Here is a 19,021-nt window from a genome sequence, read left to right as displayed (position 1 = left end):
CTCATTTCTACAGATCCCTCCCTGAAGGCCGATATAGCACGGATAAAACAAAATAAGCGCTGCGAGGGAGTATCGGCATGTTCCAGTGGTTTGCCCAGAGTCTGGGAAATGTAAGCGTCAATCGCAAACTCGGCGCAGGCTTCGGCCTTGTGCTGTTCCTGACCTTGATGATCGCGTTTACCGGCTGGACCGGCCTGGGCAACGTGATCAGCCGTGGCGACAAGCTGGGGTTCATTTCCGAACTCAGCGGGTTGACCAAGGACTTGCGCCTGGCGCGCATGGACTACTACAACTCTCGTGGTGAAAACGGTCCGCAGGAGGTCAACGATCTGACTGGCAAGCTCGACGCGGGGCTCAAGACCGCTCGCGAGCTGATTGAGCAGCCGGACGATGTTGCATTGATCGACCAGCAGTTGGCCGCCGTCGCCGAATACAAAAGCGCCTTCGCCGAGATGATCCTCGCCACCGCCAGCCGTGAAGACGCCCGCAGCAAACTCGGCGCCAGCGCCGACAACGCCGTGGCCCGCGTCACCGAAGTGGAAAAAGCGCTGCTGCAAGGCGGCGATGTCACCCAGTTCAACAGCGTGGTGAGCCTGAGCAAGGCGATCCAACAGGCGCGCTATCAGGTTCGCGGCTACACCTACAGTGGCAAAAGCGAGGCCCAACAACCGGCCATCGATGCAATTACCGATGTCCTGAAACTGCTTGCACGTTTGCCGGCCCAGTTGCCTGAAGAACACGCCGACAGGCTCCAGCAGGCCAGCGACTCGATGAACGTCTATCGAGCAGCGGTTAGTCAGTTCCGCGATTCCCAGCTTGATACCGCCGCAGCACTCAAGCGCATGGCCGAGCAAGGCGAAGTGTTGCTCGAAGCCAGCCAAAAGTTGACCATCTCCCAGACCGGCGTGCGTGACCGTGATGCGGCCCAGGCCAAGACCTTCCTGATCGTGGCCGCAACCCTGGCCCTCTTGTTCGGCATCATCTCAGCCGTGGCGATCACTCGGCAGATCGTCGGCCCCTTGAGCCAGACCCTCAAGATCGCCGAGGGCGTGGCCGCCGGTGACCTGACCCACGACCTCAACTCCGAGCGCCGCGACGAGCTGGGCCAGCTGCAGCGGGCCATGCAGCGCATGACCGTGGGCCTGCGCCAATTGATCGGCGGCATCAGCCAAGGCGTCACACAGATTGCCAGCGCCGCCGACCAGCTCTCGGCCGTTACCGAGCAGACCAGCGCCGGCGTCAACAGCCAGAAAGTGGAAACCGACCAGGTCGCTACCGCGATGCACGAAATGACCGCCACCGTGCAGGAAGTGGCACGTAATGCCGAGGAAGCCTCCGAAGCCGCCCTCGCCGCCGACCAGCAGGCACGCGAAGGTGAAAAAGTGGTTGGCGAAGCCATCGCCCAGATCGAACGCCTGGCCCTCGAAGTGGGCAACTCCACCGCGGCGATGGGCGACTTGAAGCGTGAAAGCGACAAGATCGGCAGCGTGCTCGACGTGATCAAGTCCGTCGCCCAGCAAACCAACCTGCTGGCCCTCAACGCCGCCATCGAAGCGGCCCGTGCAGGGGAAGCCGGACGTGGCTTTGCGGTCGTGGCCGATGAGGTTCGCAGCCTGGCGCAGCGCACCCAGAAGTCCACCGAAGAAATCGAAGAGCTGATCGTCGGCCTGCAATCGGGTACCCAGCAGGTCGCGACCATCATGGACAACAGTCGCAACCTGACCGACAACAGCGTCGAGCTGACCCGCCGCGCCGGTGGTTCACTGGAAAACATCACTCGCACGGTCTCGGCGATCCAGTCGATGAACCAACAGATCGCCGCAGCCGCCGAGCAACAAAGCGCCGTGGCCGAGGAAATCAACCGCAGCGTGCTGAACGTACGCGACGTGTCCGAACAAACCGCCGCCTCCAGTGAAGAAACCGCCGCCTCGAGCGCTGAACTGGCGCGGCTGGGCGTTCATTTGCAGACGTTGGTGGGGCGCTTCAAGGTCTGACACCCTGGCGAGGGAGCTTGCTCCTTCGCCACGGGAATACACCCGCCTATTTCCTACAGATCGCTACAACATGGTCGATACTCTTCTCATAAAGCCTATAAAAGGTTCGAGGGAGTATCAGCATGTTCAGTTGGCTGACCGAGAAGCTGGGAAATGTAAGCGTCAATCGCAAACTGGGTTTCGGTTTTGGCCTGGTACTGCTCATGACCGTCCTGAGCACCTTCGCCGGCTGGAACAGCCTGAGTAGTGTGATCAGCCGCGCAGATAAGCAGGCGTCGATCGCCGAGCTCAACGAGCTGGACAAGGATCTGCGCGTCGCCCGTCTCGACTACGAAATGCGTCGGGGTGAACAGGGCCCGACAGCCGTCAGCGAACTCTTGGTCAAGCTGCTGGAAGGCACCCACGCCTCTCTCAAAACGTTTACGCGTGCCTCGGACCTGGAAATGCTCAACCAGCAATTGGCGACGCTCGACGAGTACAAGCGCGCCTTTGCCGACATGACCCAGGCGACGCAGAACCGCGAATCGGCCCGATCCAAGCTGGGAGCCAACGCCGACAACGCCGTGGCCAAGGTGAAGGAAGTCGAAGATGCCTTGCGCCAAGGCGACAGTGTCCCTCTATTCAACGACGTGGTTGAGCTGAGCAAACTCATCCAGCAAGCGCGCTACCAGGTCCGTGGCTACACCTACAGCGGCAAGGCCGAAGCCGAGCAACCGGCGCTGGAGGCCATTGATAACGCCTTGAAAAACCTGGAGGCCCTGCCAAGCAAGCTGCCGGAGCAATACGCCGCCAACCTGCAACAGGCCTCCGAATCGATGAAGGCCTATCGCGCCGCAGTCAGTCAGTTTCGAGACTCTCAGGTAGCCAATGCCTCAGCCCTCAAGCGAATGGTGGAGCAAGACACCCGTTTGAACGATTTAAGCCACCGATTGACTGCCTCCCAGACCGAGAGACGTGATCAGGAAACGATTCACGCGAAAGAGGCGTTGATCACCGTCACCCTCCTGGCCTTGGCGTTTGGCCTGCTGGCAGCGTGGATCATTACCCGGCAGATCGTCGTTCCGCTGCAACACACCCTGGTTGCAGTCGAACGCGTCGCTTCGGGCGACCTGAGCCATAACCTTGAAGTCAATCGTCGCGACGAAATGGGCCAGTTGCAAAGCAGCCTGCAACGCATGGTGATCAGCCTGCGGCAACTGATCGGCGGTATCAGCGATGGGGTTACGCAAATCGCCAGCGCCGCCGAACAGCTCTCGGCCGTCACCGAGCAGACCAGTGCCGGGGTCAATAGCCAGAAAATGGAAACCGATCAGGTCGCCACTGCGATGAATGAAATGACTGCCACAGTGCAGGAAGTGGCACGCAACGCCGAAGAAGCCTCCGAAGCCGCCGTCGCCGCCGACCAGCAGGCGCGCGAGGGCGAAAGGGTCGTCGGCGAAGCCATCGCCCAGATCGAGCGCCTGGCTAAGGAAGTGGGGAACTCCACCACGGCGATGGGCGATTTGAAGCGTGAAAGCGACAAGATCGGCAGCGTGCTGGACGTGATCAAGTCCGTCGCCCAACAGACCAACCTGCTGGCCCTCAACGCCGCCATCGAAGCGGCCCGTGCAGGGGAAGCCGGACGTGGCTTTGCGGTCGTGGCCGATGAGGTTCGCAGCCTGGCGCAGCGCACCCAGAAGTCCACCGAGGAAATCGAGGAATTGATTGTTGGCCTGCAGAGCGGTACCGAAAAGGTCTCGACGATCATGGACAGCAGCCGCGGCCTGACCGACACCAGTGTCGAACTGACCCGCCGCGCTGGTGGCTCGCTGGAAAACATCACCCGCACCGTCTCAGCGATCCAGGCGATGAACCAACAGATCGCGGCGGCGGCCGAGCAGCAGAGTGCTGTGGCTGAGGAGATCAACCGTAGTGTGCTGAATGTGCGTGATGTGTCGGAGCAAACGGCGTCGTCCAGTGAGGAGACTGCCGCCTCCAGTGCTGAGCTGGCGCGGTTGGGGGTGCATTTGCAGGCGTTGGTGGGGCGGTTCCGGGTTTGATGCCTTGCGGCTGCCTTACTTAGGATTTGTGTGTATATCCGTTATTTAGGTGACGGCGGCTTAGGGTTCCGCTCTTACAGCGGCTCACTTTTGAGAAGCGCAAAAGTAAGCAAAACGCTTCTGCCCCACCACTTGGTGCCTCGCCTAGGCTCGGCATGCCCTCACTCCGGCATTGCTCCGTGGGCCCGCCGCGAAGGGCCATCCATGGCCCAGCGCGGCTACCTCGGCATCCATGCCGAGGTGCCCACTGCGCAATACCTGCGTTCGGCCAGCGTGGTTAACGGGGCGCCCGAGATCAACGTCCACCGCGAGGCGGCCTAGTAGCCGACCTGGCTCTCCCGGTCGTACACCCGTTAGATCTGTGGGAGCAAAGCTTGCTCGCGATAGCGGTCTGTCAGGCAACATCAATACTGACTGCCCCGCCGCCTTCGCGAGCAGGCTCGCTCCCACAATGGGATCGAAGTACGACCGGGAGAACCAGGTCGGCTGTCAGGCCGCCTCGCGAGCAAGCTTTGCCCGCACAGGCCCTGCTCAAACAGATCTGATGGGTGTACGACCGGGAGAGTCAGGTCGGCTGTCAGGCCGCCTCGCGAGCAAGCTTGAACTGGTCAAGTAAATCCGGACACCAGTTACGGTGTTTATGCTGCTTTTTGCTCCATGGCTATTGGCGATAGGTAGTCGTTGTAGCTGTGGAGCCTGGTGCGGTTGTAGTACATGAAGAAGCGCACCATATCGGTTTGTGCTTCCTCGCTCGTGCTGTAACCGTTGCGAGGGACCCATTCTGACTTCAGGGTGCCGAAAAAACGTTCTGTTGGAGCATTGTCCCAGCACTGCCCGCGATGACTCATGCTTTGCAAAATGCCATGACGCATCAACTCTTCTTGAAACTTGCGGCTGGTGTACTGACAGCCCTGGTCCGAATGAAACATCAATCCAGGTGGGCATGTTCGAAGCTCTATCGCCATGCGTAACGCCTTGCTGACCAGGTTGGCGTCATTGACCAGCGAAAATGCCCAGCCAATGACCCGGCGAGCAAACAAGTCGATCACAATGGCCAGATGAACCCAGCGTTTACCCACCATCAAGCTTGTAACGTCGCCACACCAGACCTGATTGACCACGGTCGGCTTGAAATTACGCTTGAGCAGATTGGGTGCGACAAATGCTTCAACTCCTTTGGACCTGAATGGGTGAGGCTGGCGTTGTTTACTGACAATGTTGGCTTCCCTCATCAGTGTTCTAACAAGGCTTCTGCCGACCGCTATGTTTTGGGCCTTCAGATGCTTGCTGATCGTTCTGGACCCCATGGCTTCCCGGCTTTCGCTGTGCAGTTCAACCACCTTCCCCTTGAGTTCTTCGCGCTCGATCTTAGGCCGCGAGAGACGCTGTAGCCACTCGTAAAAGCTGCTGCGCTTCACATCGAAAACGCGACACAGAATGGCGGTCGGGAATGACTCTCTTAGCTCCGCGATCATCGAAAACGATCGGGATCCGACATCAAGAGAGCGGTAGCCTTTTTTAAGATTTCGGCTTCCATTTCCATGCGTTTGATCTTGGCTTTCAGATCCTGAATCTGCCGTTGATCCTCAGTAATGGCCTTGGTGCCTTGAACTGGCTGACCTTTTTGCTCCTTGCGAACCTGGTCCACCCACCGTCGTAATGCGGTGGCACTGATGTCCAGCGACGCGCAGACTTCCTGTACTGAACAGTTGTCATCAATCACCATGCTGGCCGCACGATGTTTGAACTCGCGGGAAAAGACTCTTCTTTCTTTCATGGAACCTCCAAATTGGCGAAATCATATCGCCCTTAAGAGGTGTCCGGAATTATTAGGCCAGTTCAGCTTTGCTCCCACAGGTCCTGCTCAAACAGATCTGATGGGTGTGCGACCGGGAGAGTCAGGTCGGCTGTCAGGCCGCCTCGCGAGCAAGCTTTGCTCCCACAGGTCCTGCTCAAACAGATCTGATGGGTGTGCGACCGGGAGAGCCAGGTCGGCTGTCAGGCCGCCTCGCGAGCAAGCTTTGCTCCCACAGGTCCTGCTCAAACAGATCTGAGGGGTGTACGACCGAGAGAGCCAGGTCGGCTACTAGGCCGCCTCGCGGTGGACGTTGATCTCGGCGCCCCGTTAACCACGCTGGCCGAACGCAGGCATTGTGGAGTGGGCATCCCGGCATGGATGCCGGGATAGCCGCGCTGGGCCATGGATGGCCCTTCGCGGCGGGCCCACGGAGCAATGCCTTCGTTCGGGCATGCCGAGCCTAGGCGAGGCACCAAGTGGAGGGGCAGAAGCGCTTTGGTTACTTTCGCGCTTTTCGAAAGTGACCCGCCGTAAGGGCGGAACCCTAAGTAGCCCTTACCTAACCAACTGATATACATACAAAAATACCTGCGTCCCGCAAGCCGTCATCCCAAGGCTACGGCGCCTTGCGCCATCGCCTACAACTACGCCAGAATCCGCTGGCTTGTGCGCCTTGGCCCTGGGCTCTAACGTTTGCAGGTCGCTGTCAGTTCAGCGATCGGGTTTAGCAGCTCGGCACAATATCAAGGCACGCAGGTCCGCTTTATGGCGGCTGTGCGTGGGGCACTTCGGTGCGCCGGGTTCCTTGATTCCTGGTCTGCTAACCCGCGCACAGTCGCCACCCTTTTCGTTTAGCAGCGATGTCTGGCGGCTCCATCAATCAAGGAGCGTCAACCATTGGTTTGTTGGCGAATCGGGTACTGGACAACGTCAATACACAGTCCTGACCTCGCCACGGATAGCGCTCAAATACTGAAATAGCGCCCAACAAAAAGCCCCGCTTCCTTCCAGAAGCGGGGCTTTTTGCGTATCAGGCCACTTGAGGCTGTGCGCTCACCGGCTGTAGCGGCAGCAACGGTGCATGAGGATCGGCCTTGACCGACTCACGCCACGCCGCCAGCCACTCCGGATGAGCCTCGCTCCAGACCTGCTCATGCAGGCGGGACAGGGCCACCGGGTCACTTAGCAACGCCAGTCGCTCAGTGTTGCTGAGCTCGGCAGGACCAACCTTCAGGGCGTGACGAACACGTTCGACCCGCAGCCATTCAATCGGCTCGGCCTGGCCGTGACGCGAGGTGGCCAACGCACACGCCAAGGCGTTCTGTTGCGGATCGACCACCGCCCGGATGAAACCGTCGTTCAGCGCATGCCAACGGTTTTCATGGGTGTACTGGTCCGTCGACAGCAGCTCCTGGGGCGGGGCGTATTCCTCAGGGATCAGGAACAGGCTCTCATCGCGGGACTTCAAGCCCAGGCCCACGCGACTGGAGATCACCGACACCGGGATCGACAGGATCAACGACCCGACGATCGGCACCAGCCACCAGAGGAAGCTTGGGTTCAGCCAGATCACCAGCAAGGCCCAGAAAAAGCCCAGCAAGGTTTGCGGACCGTGGCGCTTGACCGCTTCGCTCCATGGCGTGGAGTCGTCGTCACGTTTCGGCGAGTTCCAGGTCGCGGCCCAGCCCAGGAAAGCGGCGAGCACGAAACGGGTGTGGAAGATCATGCGAACCGGCGCCAGCAGCATGGAGAACAGCATCTCCAGCAACATGGACATGGTCACCTTGAACTTGCCACCGAATTCCTTCGCGCCCTTGGCCCAGATCAGCACGATGCTCAGCAGCTTGGGCAGGAACAGTAGCACGATGGTGGTCGAGAACAGGGCGATGGCCTTTTCCGGATGCCATTGCGGCCACAGCGGATAAAGCTGGCGTGGCTCGAGGAAGTACTGCGGCTCCATCAGCGTGTTCACCGCCAGCAGCGCGGTGGACAGCACCAGGAAGAAGAACCACAGCGGCGCCGACAGGTAGGACATCACGCCGGTCAGGAACACCGCACGATGGACCGGGTGCATGCCCTTGACCAGGAACAGCCGGAAGTTCATCAGGTTGCCGTGGCACCAGCGACGGTCACGCTTGAGTTCGTCCAGCAGGTTCGGCGGCAGCTCTTCGTAGCTGCCCGGCAGGTCATAGGCAATCCACACGCCCCAGCCGGCACGGCGCATCAACGCAGCTTCGACAAAGTCGTGGGACAGGATGGCACCGGCGAACGCGCCTTTACCGGGCAATGGCGCCAGGGCGCAGTGCTCGATGAACGGCTTCATGCGGATGATCGCGTTGTGCCCCCAATAATGGGATTCGCCCAACTGCCAGAAGTGCAGGCCGGCAGTGAACAACGGACCATACACCCGAGTGGCGAACTGCTGCATGCGCGCATACAGCGTGTCCATGCCCGAGGCCCGTGGCGCGGTCTGGATGATGCCGGCGTCCGGCGTGGCTTCCATCAGGCGCACCAGGCTGGTCAGGCACGTACCGCTCATCACGGAGTCCGCGTCGAGTACAACCATGTACTTGTAGTCACCGCCCCAACGACGGCAGAAGTCGTCGAGGTTGCCACTCTTGCGCTTCACGCGACGGCGACGACGGCGGTAGAAGATCTTGCCGAAGCCCCCGGCTTCACGGCAGACGTCCAGCCAGGCCTGTTGTTCGGCCACGCAGATGTCGGTTTCGTTACTGTCGCTGAGCACGAAAAAGTCGAAGCGATCCAGGTCACCGGTGGCGGCCACCGACTCGAAGGTCGCGCGCAAACCGGCGAATACCCGAGCCACGTCTTCGTTGCAGATCGGCATCACCAGCGCGGTGCGGGCGTCCTTGGGAATCGGCTCGTTGCCAGCGCTAGCGCCGGAGATGCGATATTTGTCGTGGCCGGTGAGCAATTCGAGAAAGCCCATCAGCGCCGTCCAGAAACCCGCCGACACCCAGCAGAACAGGATCCCGAACAGAATCAGGATGCTGGTTTGCAACGCATACGGCAGCACTTGCGTGGCCGTCTGCATCAGCGGTTGGTGCAGGACTTCGTCCAGGTCCACCAGCGACCAGCCCTGGTAAGGCATGATGCCCTTCATGTACCAGCCGGCGACGATGGTCTGGCCAAGCATCAGGATCAGCAGGATGTAGCGGCGGATCGAACCCACGGTACGCCAGCGTGCATGGGGCAGCACGCGCTCATCCTTGGGCGGCTTCGGCGGGTTGGTACGCCCGGTCAGGCGCCGCCAGCCGCGCACCAGGATATTGGTGCGCCACGGCTCCGGCACGACCTTGGTCCGGCGAATCGGCGGTGTCGCCTTCAAGCACACCCGGCCGCTGGAATCGAGGGCCAGCATTTCGGCGTCCTCGAGTTCCTCGGCGGTGCTCAGCGTCAGGCGACGGCCCACCGAGGCTTGCGCCGCCTCGTTGGGTGCGTCGAATGTCGAAGAAGCCAGGCGCTCATGCAATTCGCTGAATGACGAGCAGCCTGCCAGCTCGGCACGCTGCTCGTCGGTCATCGGCAAATGGGCCAGATACTCACGCAGAGACTCTGGTTGTACGGACGTATTACTCATCGGCAGGCAACTGGTAGCTCCAGGTCTCGGTCAGGACTTGTTCAGTCTGTTCCGGTTCCTGTGGGGTTGGGGTCGGCTCGGCGGCGGCGGTGGCCGCCTTGACGGCCTTGGCTTCTTTCTGCTCGCCGGCTTGCTCGTTGGCTTTCTCTTTTTCGCTCTGCTGCTTGGCGACCTTGTCGGCCTTGGCCAGCGTGGCCACGGAGTGCGCGGTGGCTGGCAGCTCGACAGGGACAAGCGGCCTGACCAATGCGGCACGCATCTCGGTCGCTTTGCTCGGGTCCTTGATCTTCAAGCGCAACGTCAGGCGCCAGCCCTTGGTCTCAGGGTTGTAGCGCACGCTGTTCTCGACGATCTCGCCGTTGTCGCCAATGCTCACCTGGCTACGCACTTCAGCGTCTTCAGGCAACGCTTGCAGGGACGGCCCTTCGAAATCCACCAGGTAGGCGACGCTGCCGTCCGGTTGACGGATCAGGTTGGACTGCTTCACGTCACCGGTGGAGCGCAGGGTCTGCTTGACCCAGGCACTGTCTGGCGAGTGCAGGTTGGCTTCATCGAGCGTCCAATGCAGACGGTAGGCGAAGTCCAGCGGCTGGCCAGGCTCAGGCAGTTTTTCCGGGCTCCAGAACGCAACGATGTTGTCGTTGGTTTCGTCGGCGGTCGGAATCTCAACCAGATCGACGCTGCCCTTGCCCCAATCACCTTTCGGTTCGATCCAGGCGCTTGGACGTTTTTCGTAACGGTCATCCAGGTCTTCGTAGTGGCTGAAGTCACGGCCCCGTTGCAGCAAGCCGAAACCACGCGGGTTTTCCACCGAGAAGTTGCTTACGGCCAAGTGTTTCGGGTTGTTCAGCGGACGCCAGATCCACTCGCCGTTGCCGGCATGGATGGACAGGCCGCTGGAATCGTGGAGCTCACGACGGTAGTTCAGCACCTTGGACGGCTGGTTGGCGCCGAACAGGAACATACTGGTCAACGGGGCGATACCCAGCTTGTTGACGCGATCACGCAGGAACACCCGTGATTTCACGTCGACGACGGTGTCGGTGCCCGGACGCACGGTCAGGCGATAAGCACCCGTGGCCCGTGGCGAATCCAGCAGGGCGAAGATCACCAGGTGCTTGTCGGTCGGTTTCGGACGCTGGATCCAAAACTCGCGAAAGCGCGGGAACTCTTCACCGGACGGCAACGCGGTGTCGATGGCCATGCCTCGAGCGGACAAACCGTAGACCTGGCCCTTGCCGATGACGCGGAAATAACTCGCGCCCAGCATGGTCATGATTTCGTCTTGCTTGTCGGCCTTGTTGATCGGGTACAACACGCGAAAACCTGCGTAACCCAGCTGTTCGGTGGCCTTGGGATCGAACTTCACGTCGCCGAAATCGAAACGGGTCGGGTCGTACTTGATCTCGTCGACGGTGGTCGCGGTGATTTCGTTGATCTTCACCGGCGTGTCGAAATGCATGCCCTGGTGATAGAAGGACAGCCGGAACGGCGTCTTCTGGTCGGCCCATTCAGCTTTTTCGGTGCGGAAACGAATTTTCTGATAATCGGCGAATTTCATTTCGCGGAATTCGTTCGGCAAATTGCTGCGCGGGGCTTCGAACTTCTGCCCGGCCAGTTCTTGTGCCTTCGCCGATACATCATCCAGGCTGAATGCCCACAATTGGCCCGCGCCGAACAGGCACAGCAGGGCCGAGCCCGCTACCAAGGCGCTTCTAAACCGTTTGGCAGTCATTTTTGGTGCATTACAGGGACTAACAATCACGAGCAACCCTCGCCGAAAACTGATCAAAAAACCAACGGCCAGATAAAGTATCTGCACGGTAACGGCGCTGAAAAACCGTCCCTGCCGACCACTCTTGCCAAGTTGGCGAGCATTGTTCCGACTCCGATGGGACAAAATGATTCCCCAAACGGTCCAGGACAAGTCTCTACCTAAGTCAAATGGACCAGCGAACGCTGATCCCCCGTAGCGCGCGATTATCTAGTAGCACGCGTGACAACGCATCAGGGGCAGCAAAGTATTTATCGAGAAAACTCCCTGTTTTGCCTCGAAACAGAACCGAAAAGATGTTTCAAACGCTTTCAGACCTGTAACAGGAAGGTTACCGGGCCATCATTGACCAAATGAACCTGCATGTCGGCGCCGAATCTACCTGATGCCACAGTGCCATGCACCTGTTTCGCCTGGGTGAGCAAATAGTTGAACAACTCTTCGCCCAAGGCCGGAGGCGCGGCTGTCGAAAAACTCGGGCGCAAACCGCTTTTGGTGTCTGCCGCCAGGGTGAACTGCGACACCAGCAACAACCCACCACCGACATCCGCCAGGGACAGGTTCATCTTGCCGTCGGCGTCGCTGAACACTCGATAGTTAAGCAGCTTATGCAGGAGTTTGTCGGCGCTGGCCCGGCTATCCCCGGGCTCGACGGCCACCAACACCAGCAAGCCCTGATCCACGGCCCCGACGATCTCGCCTGATACTTCGACCCGTGCGCCGCGAACGCGTTGCAACAGCCCCTTCATGCTTCTTCGGGTGGCAGGTCGAGCAGGCGCCGGGCCATTTGCGCAGCGGCGCGCACCAGTGCGTCGGTGATCCCCGGCTCAGAAGCGGCGTGACCGGCGTCGCGAATGACCTGCAGTTCGCTGTTGGGCCAGTTCTGATGCAACTCCCAGGCATTGTCCAGCGGGCAGATGACGTCGTAGCGGCCATGCACGATGACGCCCGGCAAATGGGCGATCTTGCCCATGTCGCGAATCAGCTGGTTAGGTTCGAGGAAGGCATTGTTGGTGAAGTAGTGGCATTCGATCCGGGCGATCGACAGCGCTCGCTGCGGCTCGGAGAAGCGATCGACCACCAGCGGGTTCGGACGCAGGGTCGCGGTGCGACCTTCCCAGGTGGACCAGGCCTTGGCCGCGTGCATCTGGGCGATCTGGTCGTTACCGGTCAGGCGCTTGTGAAAAGCGCTGAGCAGGTCGTCGCGCTCGTCCAACGGGATCGGTGCGATGTAGTCCTGCCAATAGTCAGGGAACAGGCGACTGGCGCCGGCCTGGTAGAACCACTCGATTTCCTGCGGTCGGCAGAGAAAGATCCCACGCAGGATCAGGCCGTGTACCCGCTCTGGATGAGTCTGGGCGTAGGCCAGGGCCAAGGTCGAACCCCAGGAACCGCCAAACAGCACCCATTTCTCGATGCCCAGGTGTTTGCGGATGCGCTCCAGATCTTCGACCAGGTCCCAGGTGGTGTTGTTCTCAAGGCTGGCATGGGGGGTGGACCGACCGCAGCCGCGCTGGTCGAAGGTGACGATGCGGTACAGGTTCGGATCGAAGTAGCGGCGGCTCTGCGCATCGCAGCCAGCACCCGGGCCGCCGTGAATGAACACCACTGGCAGGCCTTCCGGGGAACCGCTTTCATCGACATAGAGCGTGTGGGTGTCATCGACAGCCAGATCGTGCCGGGCATGGGGTTTGATCTGCGGGTACAAAGTCTGCATTGCGCGCTCCGTAAGGGGTCGAGTCATCCCTGTAGGGACGTCTATTTAATCTGCCGTCCGGCATCATAAACCCGAATTACCTGAATGAGCATGTCCCCTGCGCAGTCAAAGCATGTCAGCCAGGTACGCCAGCAGCGTGCTATACATCCGATCGACCTCCGGTACCTGGCCCCGGCCGCGCAGGCAACCGTGGACCAACCCTTCGCCCATGTACAACACAGAGGCTACACCTGCGGCATTCAACCGCTCGCTATAAAGGACGCCGTCGTCGCGCAGCGGGTCCCATTGCGCCACGACGATCAACGCCGGCGGCAAGCCGTCCAGGTGCTCGGCGAGCAACGGCATAGCGCAGGGAGAGGGTGCAACGTCGCCCAGGTACAGCGCGTGATAGCTGTCCAGGTCTTGGCTGCTCAACAGCGGCGCATCGGCACACTCACGGCGCGATGGCAGTGCTGCCGAGCCACCTAGCGCCGGATAGATCAGCACCTGGGCCCGGGGCAATACTTGCCCGGCATCGCGCAAGGCCAGGCATAACGCAGCGGCGAGATTGCCGCCGGCACTGTCACCGACCACCAGCCGCCGACGGGGGTCGATGGCAAACGGGGCATCCGTCAGGTGGCGCCACACTGCGAGGCAATCTTCGAAACCAGCCGGAAATGGATGCTCCGGGGCCAACCGATAATCCACCGCCACCACCAACGCGCCCAGCTCAGCCGCCAGTTCCATGCAGATGAAGTCATGGGAGTCCAGGTCCCCCACTACCCAACCGCCACCGTGCAGGTAAAGCAGGCATGGCCAGCCGGCGAGCGGCGCCGCACGTTGCGGGTAATAGGCCCGCACCGCCACGCCGGCCAGCTCGAAATCCTCGATGGCCAGCGTTGGCGGGCATGCCGGGGTGAAAGCCCGGCACATCTGGCTGTAGGCCTGGCGCAAACCGGCGAGGCTGTCGTCCGGGCTGGTGAAGCTCAGGGTTTTGTCGATGAAGGCTGACATTGCCTGGGAGAGTGGGTAGGCCATCGTGGTTTGCCGTGGATCGCTAAGGTGTAGCCCGGAAGGCTTTTGTGGCGAGGGAGCTTGCTCCCGCTGGGCTGCGAAGCAGTCCTCGCTTTTGGCGGTCGCTGCGCAACCGAGCGGGAGCAAGCTCCCTCGCCACAGGGGTTATCAGTCTCCAGAAGGTTGTGTCAATTCTTGATACTGGCCTGCACCGCCGCCACGCCATCCTTGCCGTCGAAGCTGGTGACTCCGGCCAGCCACTTCTGCAAATCCTCGGGATGATCGCGCAGCCATTGCCGGGCGACGTCCTGAGGTGTCTTGCGCTCCATGATCGGCACCATCAACTGACTCTCCTGGGCGGCGGTGAAGGTGAGGTTTTCCAGCAACCGGTTCACATTCGGACAACGCTGGGCATAGTCCGGTGCGGTGACGGTGGAGACGGTCGCGGCGCCTTCGTTCGGCCCATAGACATCCTCGCTGCCGGTCAGGTAGGTGATGTTCATGTTGATGTTCATCGGGTGTGGGGTCCAGCCGACGAAGACCACGAACTCCTTGCGATTCACCGCGCGCTGCACCGCGGCCAGCATGCCCGCTTCACCGGACTCGATCAGTTTGAAGTCCTTGAGGCCGAAGTGATTGGTTTCGATCATGGTCTTGATGGTGGTGTTGGCACCGCTGCCGGGCTCGATCCCGTAGATCTTGCCACCGAGCTGATCCTTGAACCGGGCGATGTCGGCAAAGGTCTTGAGCCCTGCCGCCGCCACGTAGTCTGGAACGGCCAGGGTGGCCTGGGCGTCGGCCAGGCTCGGTTTGTCCAATACCTTCACCTGGTTGGCCGCCAGGAACGGCGCGATGTTCTTGTCCATCGCCGGCTTCCAATACCCCAGGAAAATATCTAGGCGCTTGTCGCGGATGCCAGCGAAGATGATCTGCTGCACGGCGCTGGTCTGTTTGCTTTCGTAGCCCAACCCGGTGAGCAACACATCGGCCATGCCGCTGGTGGCGATCACGTCGGTCCAGTTGACCACGCCCATGCGCACGGTCTGGCACGACGCCGGCTCGGCGGCCATCGCCCCGGCGCTCAACAGGGTGGTACCGCAGAGGATCGACAGACAGCGTTTGAACAGTCTTTTCATCGGGAAGGTCTCGTGCGGCAGCGGATTATTGTAGGTCGGTGTCTTGCTGCACCGTGCCCAAAACATTACGCAGCGCCGAGGGGGTCAAGATGAACTGTGGCGACTCGGTTTTGCACGGTGGCGACAGTTGCTCCCGAGACTCAAGGACAAAAACAAACCTGTGGCAAGGGGGTTCTGTGGGAGCAAGGCTTGCCCGCGATGAAAACAACGCGGTCTCTCTGAAACAGCGGCGCCTGTATCGCGAGCAAGCTTTGCTCCCACAGATAACTCCCCTCACCACAGGAGTCATGGCTAGATCTTTATTTCTTGTAAGCCTGCTGCCCCCACGCCTGGAAGCCTTCCAGCAGCTCCTTGAGCACCACCTGGGTCGGCGCCGCCAAATCCGCGCGGTAGTTGAACGGTTCGAACTCTTCCATGTAGGTGCTCTGGCACAGTTCCAGTTGCACCGCGTGGATGTGTTCGGCCGGGTTGCCGTAGTGCCGGGTGATGTGTCCGCCCTTGAACCGCCCGTTGAGCACGTGGGTGAATTCGCCATGGCGGGCGCAGATGGCTTCGAGCTGGCTGGCCAGGGCAGGGTCGCAACTGGCACCGTTGAACGTGCCGAGGTTGAAGTCCGGCAGCTTGCCGTCGAACAGGTGCGGGATCACCGAACGGATCGAATGGGCGTCGAACAGCAAGGCATAGCCGAACTCGGCCTTGAGCCGCGCCAGTTCCTGCTGCAGCGCCTGGTGATACGGCATCCAGACCTGTTGCAGATACGTCGCCCGCTCCTCGGCCGACGGCTCCAGCCCTTCGCGAAACAGCGGCACGCCATCGAACAGTGTCGCCGGGTACAAACCGGTGGTGGCGCCGACGTACATCGGCTTGTCATCGGCGGGGCGATTCAGGTCGACGACGAACCGCGAGTACTCGGCGGCCAGGGTGCTGGCACCCAGCTCGGCGGCGAACTCATAGAGCATTGGGATGTGCCAGTCAGTGTCCGGCAGGCTTTGGGCCTCGGGGATCAACCCGGCCTGTACCGCCGGGGTCAGGCGCAGGCCGGCGTGGGGCATGCTGATCAACAGCGGCACGCGCCCTTGCTTGAAATTCAGGACCTTCTCCACAACCGTTCTCCTCAATCGATTTCCACGCCGTGACGCACGACGCGTTTTTCCAGATCACCACCGAGCCAGTACGCCAGGTCGGCCGGGCGGTCGATGTGCCATGCGACAAAATCCGCGACCTTGCCAGCTTCCAGCGAACCGTGGGTATCAGCCATGCCCAAGGCCTGGGCCGCATGAATCGTCGCCCCCGCCAGGGCTTCTTCCGGGGTCATGCGGAAACAGGTGCAGGCCATGTTCAACATCAAGCGCAACGACAACGCCGGCGAGGTGCCGGGGTTGAGGTCGCTGGCCACGGCGATTTTCACACCGTGCTTGCGCAACGCATCCATGGGCGGCAGTTGGGTTTCGCGCAGGAAGTAAAACGCCCCTGGCAACAGCACCGCCACGGTGCCGGATTCGGCCATGGCCTTGGCATCGTCCTCGGTCATGAACTCCAGGTGATCGGCCGACAGCGCCTGGTAACGCGCCGCCAGGCTGGAACCGTGCAGGGATGACAGTTGCTCGGCGTGCAACTTCACTGGCAGCCCCAGTTGTTGCGCCGTGATAAACACCCGCTCGACCTGCGCCGGGGAAAACGCCAGGTATTCGCAAAAGGCGTCCACCGCATCCACCAGCCCCTCGGCCGCCAGGGCCGGCAGCATCTCGCTGCAGATGTGCTCGATGTAATCGTCGGCGCGATCCTTGTATTCCGGCGGCAAGGCGTGTGCCGCCAGGCAGGTGCTGCGCACGCTGACCGGCAACTCGGCGCCGAGGCGGCGGATGACCCGCAGCATCTTGCGTTCGCTGGCCAGGTCCAGGCCGTAGCCGGATTTTATTTCCACCGTGGTCACGCCGTCGCGCATCAGGCTTCCCAGGCGTTTGGCAGCGCTGGCGAACAGCTCGTCTTCACTGGCGGCGCGGGTGGCGCGCACGGTGCTGGCGATGCCGCCACCGGCGGCGGCGATCTCGGCATAGCTGACGCCTTGCAGACGCTGCTCGAACTCACTGCTGCGGTTGCCGCCAAATACCGTGTGGGTATGGCAGTCGATCAGCCCCGGCGTGACCCAGGCGCCCTTGAGGTCGTTGACCGCCGGGTAGTCCCCCGCCGGCAACTCGGCACGCGGGCCGATCCATTGAATGTGCTCACCCTGGGTGACGATGGCGGCGTCTTCGATGATCGAGTAGACGCCCTGGGCCATGGTGGCGGCGTGGCAGTTTTGCCAGAGGGTTTTCATCCCGGTTTCCTCGTCGCATTCAAAATCGAATCGCGAGCAAGCTCGCTCCCACAAGGGGCAGGGTGTACCCCAAATGAGTGTGGGAGCGAGCTTGCTCGCGATGAGGCCCTTACAGGCTCGGCAACAGCTGCGCCGTAACCAATTCGTTCAGGCACCGGCTCGCCAGCAATTCACTGGCCGCATTGATGTCCGGCGCAAAGAAGCGGTCCTTCTCGTAAAACGGCACTTGCGCACGCAACAGACCCCGGGCCCGTTCCAGCTTCGTGGAGGTCTTCAAACCGCCGCGCAGATCCAGCCCCTGGCAAGCCGCAAGCCATTCCACCGCCAGGATCCCACGGGTGTTCTCGGCCATTTCCCACAGACGCTTGCCAGCGGCCGGGGCCATGGAAACGTGGTCTTCCTGGTTGGCCGAGGTCGGCAGGCTGTCCACCGAATGGGGATGGGACAACGCCTTGTTTTCACTGGCCAGGGCGGCAGCGGTGACCTGGGCGATCATGAAGCCGGAGTTCACCCCACCATTGGCGACGAGGAACGGCGGCAGTTGCGACATGTGCTTGTCCATCATCAACGAAATGCGCCGCTCGCTCAGGGAGCCGATTTCGGCAATCGCCAAGGCCATGTTGTCGGCCGCCATCGCCACCGGTTCGGCGTGGAAGTTGCCTCCGGAAATCACGTCGCCCTCGGCGGCGAACACCAGCGGGTTATCCGACACCGCGTTGGCCTCGATCACCAGCACCTCGGCGGCCTGGCGGAACTGGGTCAGGCAGGCGCCCATCACTTGCGGTTGGCAGCGCAGGGAGTACGGGTCCTGGACCTTGTCGCAGTTCTGGTGCGAATCGGAGACTTCGCTGCGCTCGCCCAGCAGATCGCGGTAGGCAGCGGCGGCGTCGATCTGGCCTTTCTGGCCACGGGCGGCATGGATGCGTGCATCGAATGGCGAACGCGAGCCGAGCACCGCTTCCACCGTGAGGCCGCCCAGGGCCAGGGCACCGGCAAACAGGTCTTCGCCTTCGAACAGGCCACGCAGGGCAAACGCGGTGGACACCTGGGTGCCGTTGAGCAGCGCCAGGCCTTCCTTGGCGGCCAGGGTCAGCGGCGCGAGGCCAGCCACTTTCAGCGCGTCGACGGCCGGCAGCCATTCGCCCTTGTAGCGGGCCTTGCCTTCGCCCAGCAGCACCAGGGACATGTGGGCCAGTGGCGCCAGGTCACCGGAAGCACCGACCGAACCCTTGAGCGGAATGTGCGGGTAGACCTCGGCATTGATCAGCGCAATCAGCGCATCGATCACCTGCCGGCGGATGCCGGAAAAACCCCGGCTCAGGCTGTTGACCTTGAGCACCATGACCAGCCGCACCAGCGCATCGCTGATCGGCTCGCCCACGCCGGCAGCATGGGACAGCACCAGGGAGCGCTGCAGGTTTTCCAGGTCTTCGCTGGCGATGCGGGTCGAGGCCAGCAGGCCGAAACCGGTGTTGATGCCGTAGGCGGTGCGGTTCTCGGCAAGGATCTGTTCAACGCAGGCAACACTGGCCTCGATCTGCGCCGACGCGCTGGCGTCGAGGCTCAAGGTCACGGGTTGCTGATAGATGTCACGCAATTGAGCCAGGCTCAATTGGCCGGGAATCAGGTTTAAGGCAGTCATGTATTGCTCC

General features: G+C 61.4%; 14 protein-coding genes and 1 pseudogene. 4 read left to right on the top strand and 11 right to left on the bottom strand.

The genetic code is table 11. The annotated features are described in order from the left end of the window. Positions 1-77: 77 nt before the first annotated feature. The 4 genes and pseudogenes from HU749_RS02965 to HU749_RS02955 all read left to right on the top strand — a co-directional run bounded on the left by HU749_RS02965 (position 78) and on the right by HU749_RS02955 (position 4,354). Positions 78-1,994, top strand: coding sequence for a HAMP domain-containing methyl-accepting chemotaxis protein (locus HU749_RS02965; RefSeq protein WP_046064114.1), 1,917 nt, complete (start codon positions 78-80; stop codon positions 1,992-1,994). A 122-nt stretch (positions 1,995-2,116) separates the two neighbouring features. Further along, a pseudogene (locus HU749_RS29515) lies at positions 2,117-3,178 on the top strand (methyl-accepting chemotaxis protein); the annotation flags it as partial. Then, entirely contained in the window at positions 3,170-4,033 is an 864-nt protein-coding gene (locus HU749_RS29510) for a methyl-accepting chemotaxis protein (protein WP_412177594.1), read from the top strand. The pseudogene HU749_RS29515 and the gene HU749_RS29510, both read left to right, overlap by 9 nt. A gap of 132 nt (positions 4,034-4,165) precedes the next feature. After that, positions 4,166-4,354: a nucleoid-structuring protein H-NS gene (locus HU749_RS02955; RefSeq protein ID WP_172898832.1), complete on the top strand. Its 189-nt coding sequence runs from the start codon at positions 4,166-4,168 to the stop codon at positions 4,352-4,354. A gap of 317 nt (positions 4,355-4,671) precedes the next feature. Here the strand turns inward: HU749_RS02955 and HU749_RS02950 are convergent, their stop codons facing one another. From HU749_RS02950 to hutH, 11 genes are all read right to left on the bottom strand, one after another. Continuing rightward, positions 4,672-5,508 carry an IS3 family transposase gene (locus tag HU749_RS02950; RefSeq protein WP_225919112.1) on the bottom strand — a complete coding sequence of 279 codons (837 nt, stop codon included), beginning with the start codon at positions 5,506-5,508 and terminating at the stop codon, positions 4,672-4,674. Next, a complete protein-coding gene (locus HU749_RS29135; RefSeq protein WP_038858942.1) occupies positions 5,505-5,810 on the bottom strand; it encodes a transposase in 306 nt (101 codons plus the stop codon). Before HU749_RS29135 ends, HU749_RS02950 begins: the two co-directional genes overlap by 4 nt. Positions 5,811-6,861: 1,051 nt before the next feature. Further along, entirely contained in the window at positions 6,862-9,432 is a 2,571-nt protein-coding gene (gene mdoH / locus HU749_RS02945) for a glucans biosynthesis glucosyltransferase MdoH (RefSeq protein WP_079301555.1), read from the bottom strand. Beyond that, positions 9,425-11,167 carry a glucan biosynthesis protein G gene (locus HU749_RS02940; RefSeq protein WP_186652508.1) on the bottom strand — a complete coding sequence of 581 codons (1,743 nt, stop codon included), beginning with the start codon at positions 11,165-11,167 and terminating at the stop codon, positions 9,425-9,427. Before HU749_RS02940 ends, mdoH begins: the two co-directional genes overlap by 8 nt. Positions 11,168-11,517: 350 nt before the next feature. Beyond that, the gene (dtd, locus tag HU749_RS02935; protein ID WP_186652509.1) at positions 11,518-11,955 is read right to left on the bottom strand and encodes a D-aminoacyl-tRNA deacylase; all 438 of its coding nucleotides are present in this window, start codon (positions 11,953-11,955) and stop codon (positions 11,518-11,520) included. Beyond that, on the bottom strand, positions 11,952-12,923 hold the full coding sequence (gene pip, locus HU749_RS02930) for a prolyl aminopeptidase (RefSeq protein WP_003196909.1): 972 nt from the start codon (positions 12,921-12,923) through the stop codon (positions 11,952-11,954). The genes dtd and pip overlap by 4 nt, the downstream gene beginning before the upstream one ends. 105 nt (positions 12,924-13,028) lie before the next feature. Beyond that, positions 13,029-13,940: an alpha/beta hydrolase gene (locus HU749_RS02925; protein ID WP_186652511.1), complete on the bottom strand. Its 912-nt coding sequence runs from the start codon at positions 13,938-13,940 to the stop codon at positions 13,029-13,031. A 164-nt stretch (positions 13,941-14,104) separates the two neighbouring features. Next, the gene (locus HU749_RS02920) at positions 14,105-15,052 is read right to left on the bottom strand and encodes a choline ABC transporter substrate-binding protein (protein WP_095963325.1); all 948 of its coding nucleotides are present in this window, start codon (positions 15,050-15,052) and stop codon (positions 14,105-14,107) included. A gap of 299 nt (positions 15,053-15,351) precedes the next feature. Then, positions 15,352-16,155: an N-formylglutamate deformylase gene (gene hutG, locus HU749_RS02915; RefSeq protein WP_186652513.1), complete on the bottom strand. Its 804-nt coding sequence runs from the start codon at positions 16,153-16,155 to the stop codon at positions 15,352-15,354. A gap of 11 nt (positions 16,156-16,166) precedes the next feature. Further along, entirely contained in the window at positions 16,167-17,369 is a 1,203-nt protein-coding gene (gene hutI, locus HU749_RS02910; RefSeq protein ID WP_186652514.1) for an imidazolonepropionase, read from the bottom strand. Between the two features lie 109 nt (positions 17,370-17,478). Continuing rightward, a complete protein-coding gene (hutH, locus tag HU749_RS02905) occupies positions 17,479-19,011 on the bottom strand; it encodes a histidine ammonia-lyase (RefSeq protein WP_095974083.1) in 1,533 nt (510 codons plus the stop codon). Positions 19,012-19,021 lie beyond the last annotated feature (10 nt).

Origin of the sequence: Pseudomonas ogarae, from assembly GCF_014268695.2 — a bacterium.
Classification (GTDB): domain Bacteria; phylum Pseudomonadota; class Gammaproteobacteria; order Pseudomonadales; family Pseudomonadaceae; genus Aquipseudomonas; species Aquipseudomonas kilonensis.
This window is presented reverse-complemented; position numbering and strand designations above follow the sequence as displayed.

Excerpts from the sequence above, each read along its gene's own strand:
- dtd (WP_186652509.1), bottom strand. The coding sequence starts at position 11,955 with ATGAAGGGGCTGTTGCAACGCGTTCGCGGCGCACGGGTCGAAGTATCA.
- mdoH (WP_079301555.1), bottom strand. The coding sequence starts at position 9,432 with ATGAGTAATACGTCCGTACAACCAGAGTCTCTGCGTGAGTATCTGGCC.
- pip (WP_003196909.1), bottom strand. The coding sequence starts at position 12,923 with ATGCAGACTTTGTACCCGCAGATCAAACCCCATGCCCGGCACGATCTG.
- HU749_RS02940 (WP_186652508.1), bottom strand. The coding sequence starts at position 11,167 with ATGACTGCCAAACGGTTTAGAAGCGCCTTGGTAGCGGGCTCGGCCCTG.
- HU749_RS02950 (WP_225919112.1), bottom strand. The coding sequence starts at position 5,508 with ATGATCGCGGAGCTAAGAGAGTCATTCCCGACCGCCATTCTGTGTCGC.
- hutH (WP_095974083.1), bottom strand. The coding sequence starts at position 19,011 with ATGACTGCCTTAAACCTGATTCCCGGCCAATTGAGCCTGGCTCAATTG.
- HU749_RS29510 (WP_412177594.1), top strand. The coding sequence starts at position 3,170 with ATGGTGATCAGCCTGCGGCAACTGATCGGCGGTATCAGCGATGGGGTT.
- HU749_RS02920 (WP_095963325.1), bottom strand. The coding sequence starts at position 15,052 with ATGAAAAGACTGTTCAAACGCTGTCTGTCGATCCTCTGCGGTACCACC.
- HU749_RS02925 (WP_186652511.1), bottom strand. The coding sequence starts at position 13,940 with ATGGCCTACCCACTCTCCCAGGCAATGTCAGCCTTCATCGACAAAACC.
- hutI (WP_186652514.1), bottom strand. The coding sequence starts at position 17,369 with ATGAAAACCCTCTGGCAAAACTGCCACGCCGCCACCATGGCCCAGGGC.
- HU749_RS29135 (WP_038858942.1), bottom strand. The coding sequence starts at position 5,810 with ATGAAAGAAAGAAGAGTCTTTTCCCGCGAGTTCAAACATCGTGCGGCC.
- HU749_RS02965 (WP_046064114.1), top strand. The coding sequence starts at position 78 with ATGTTCCAGTGGTTTGCCCAGAGTCTGGGAAATGTAAGCGTCAATCGC.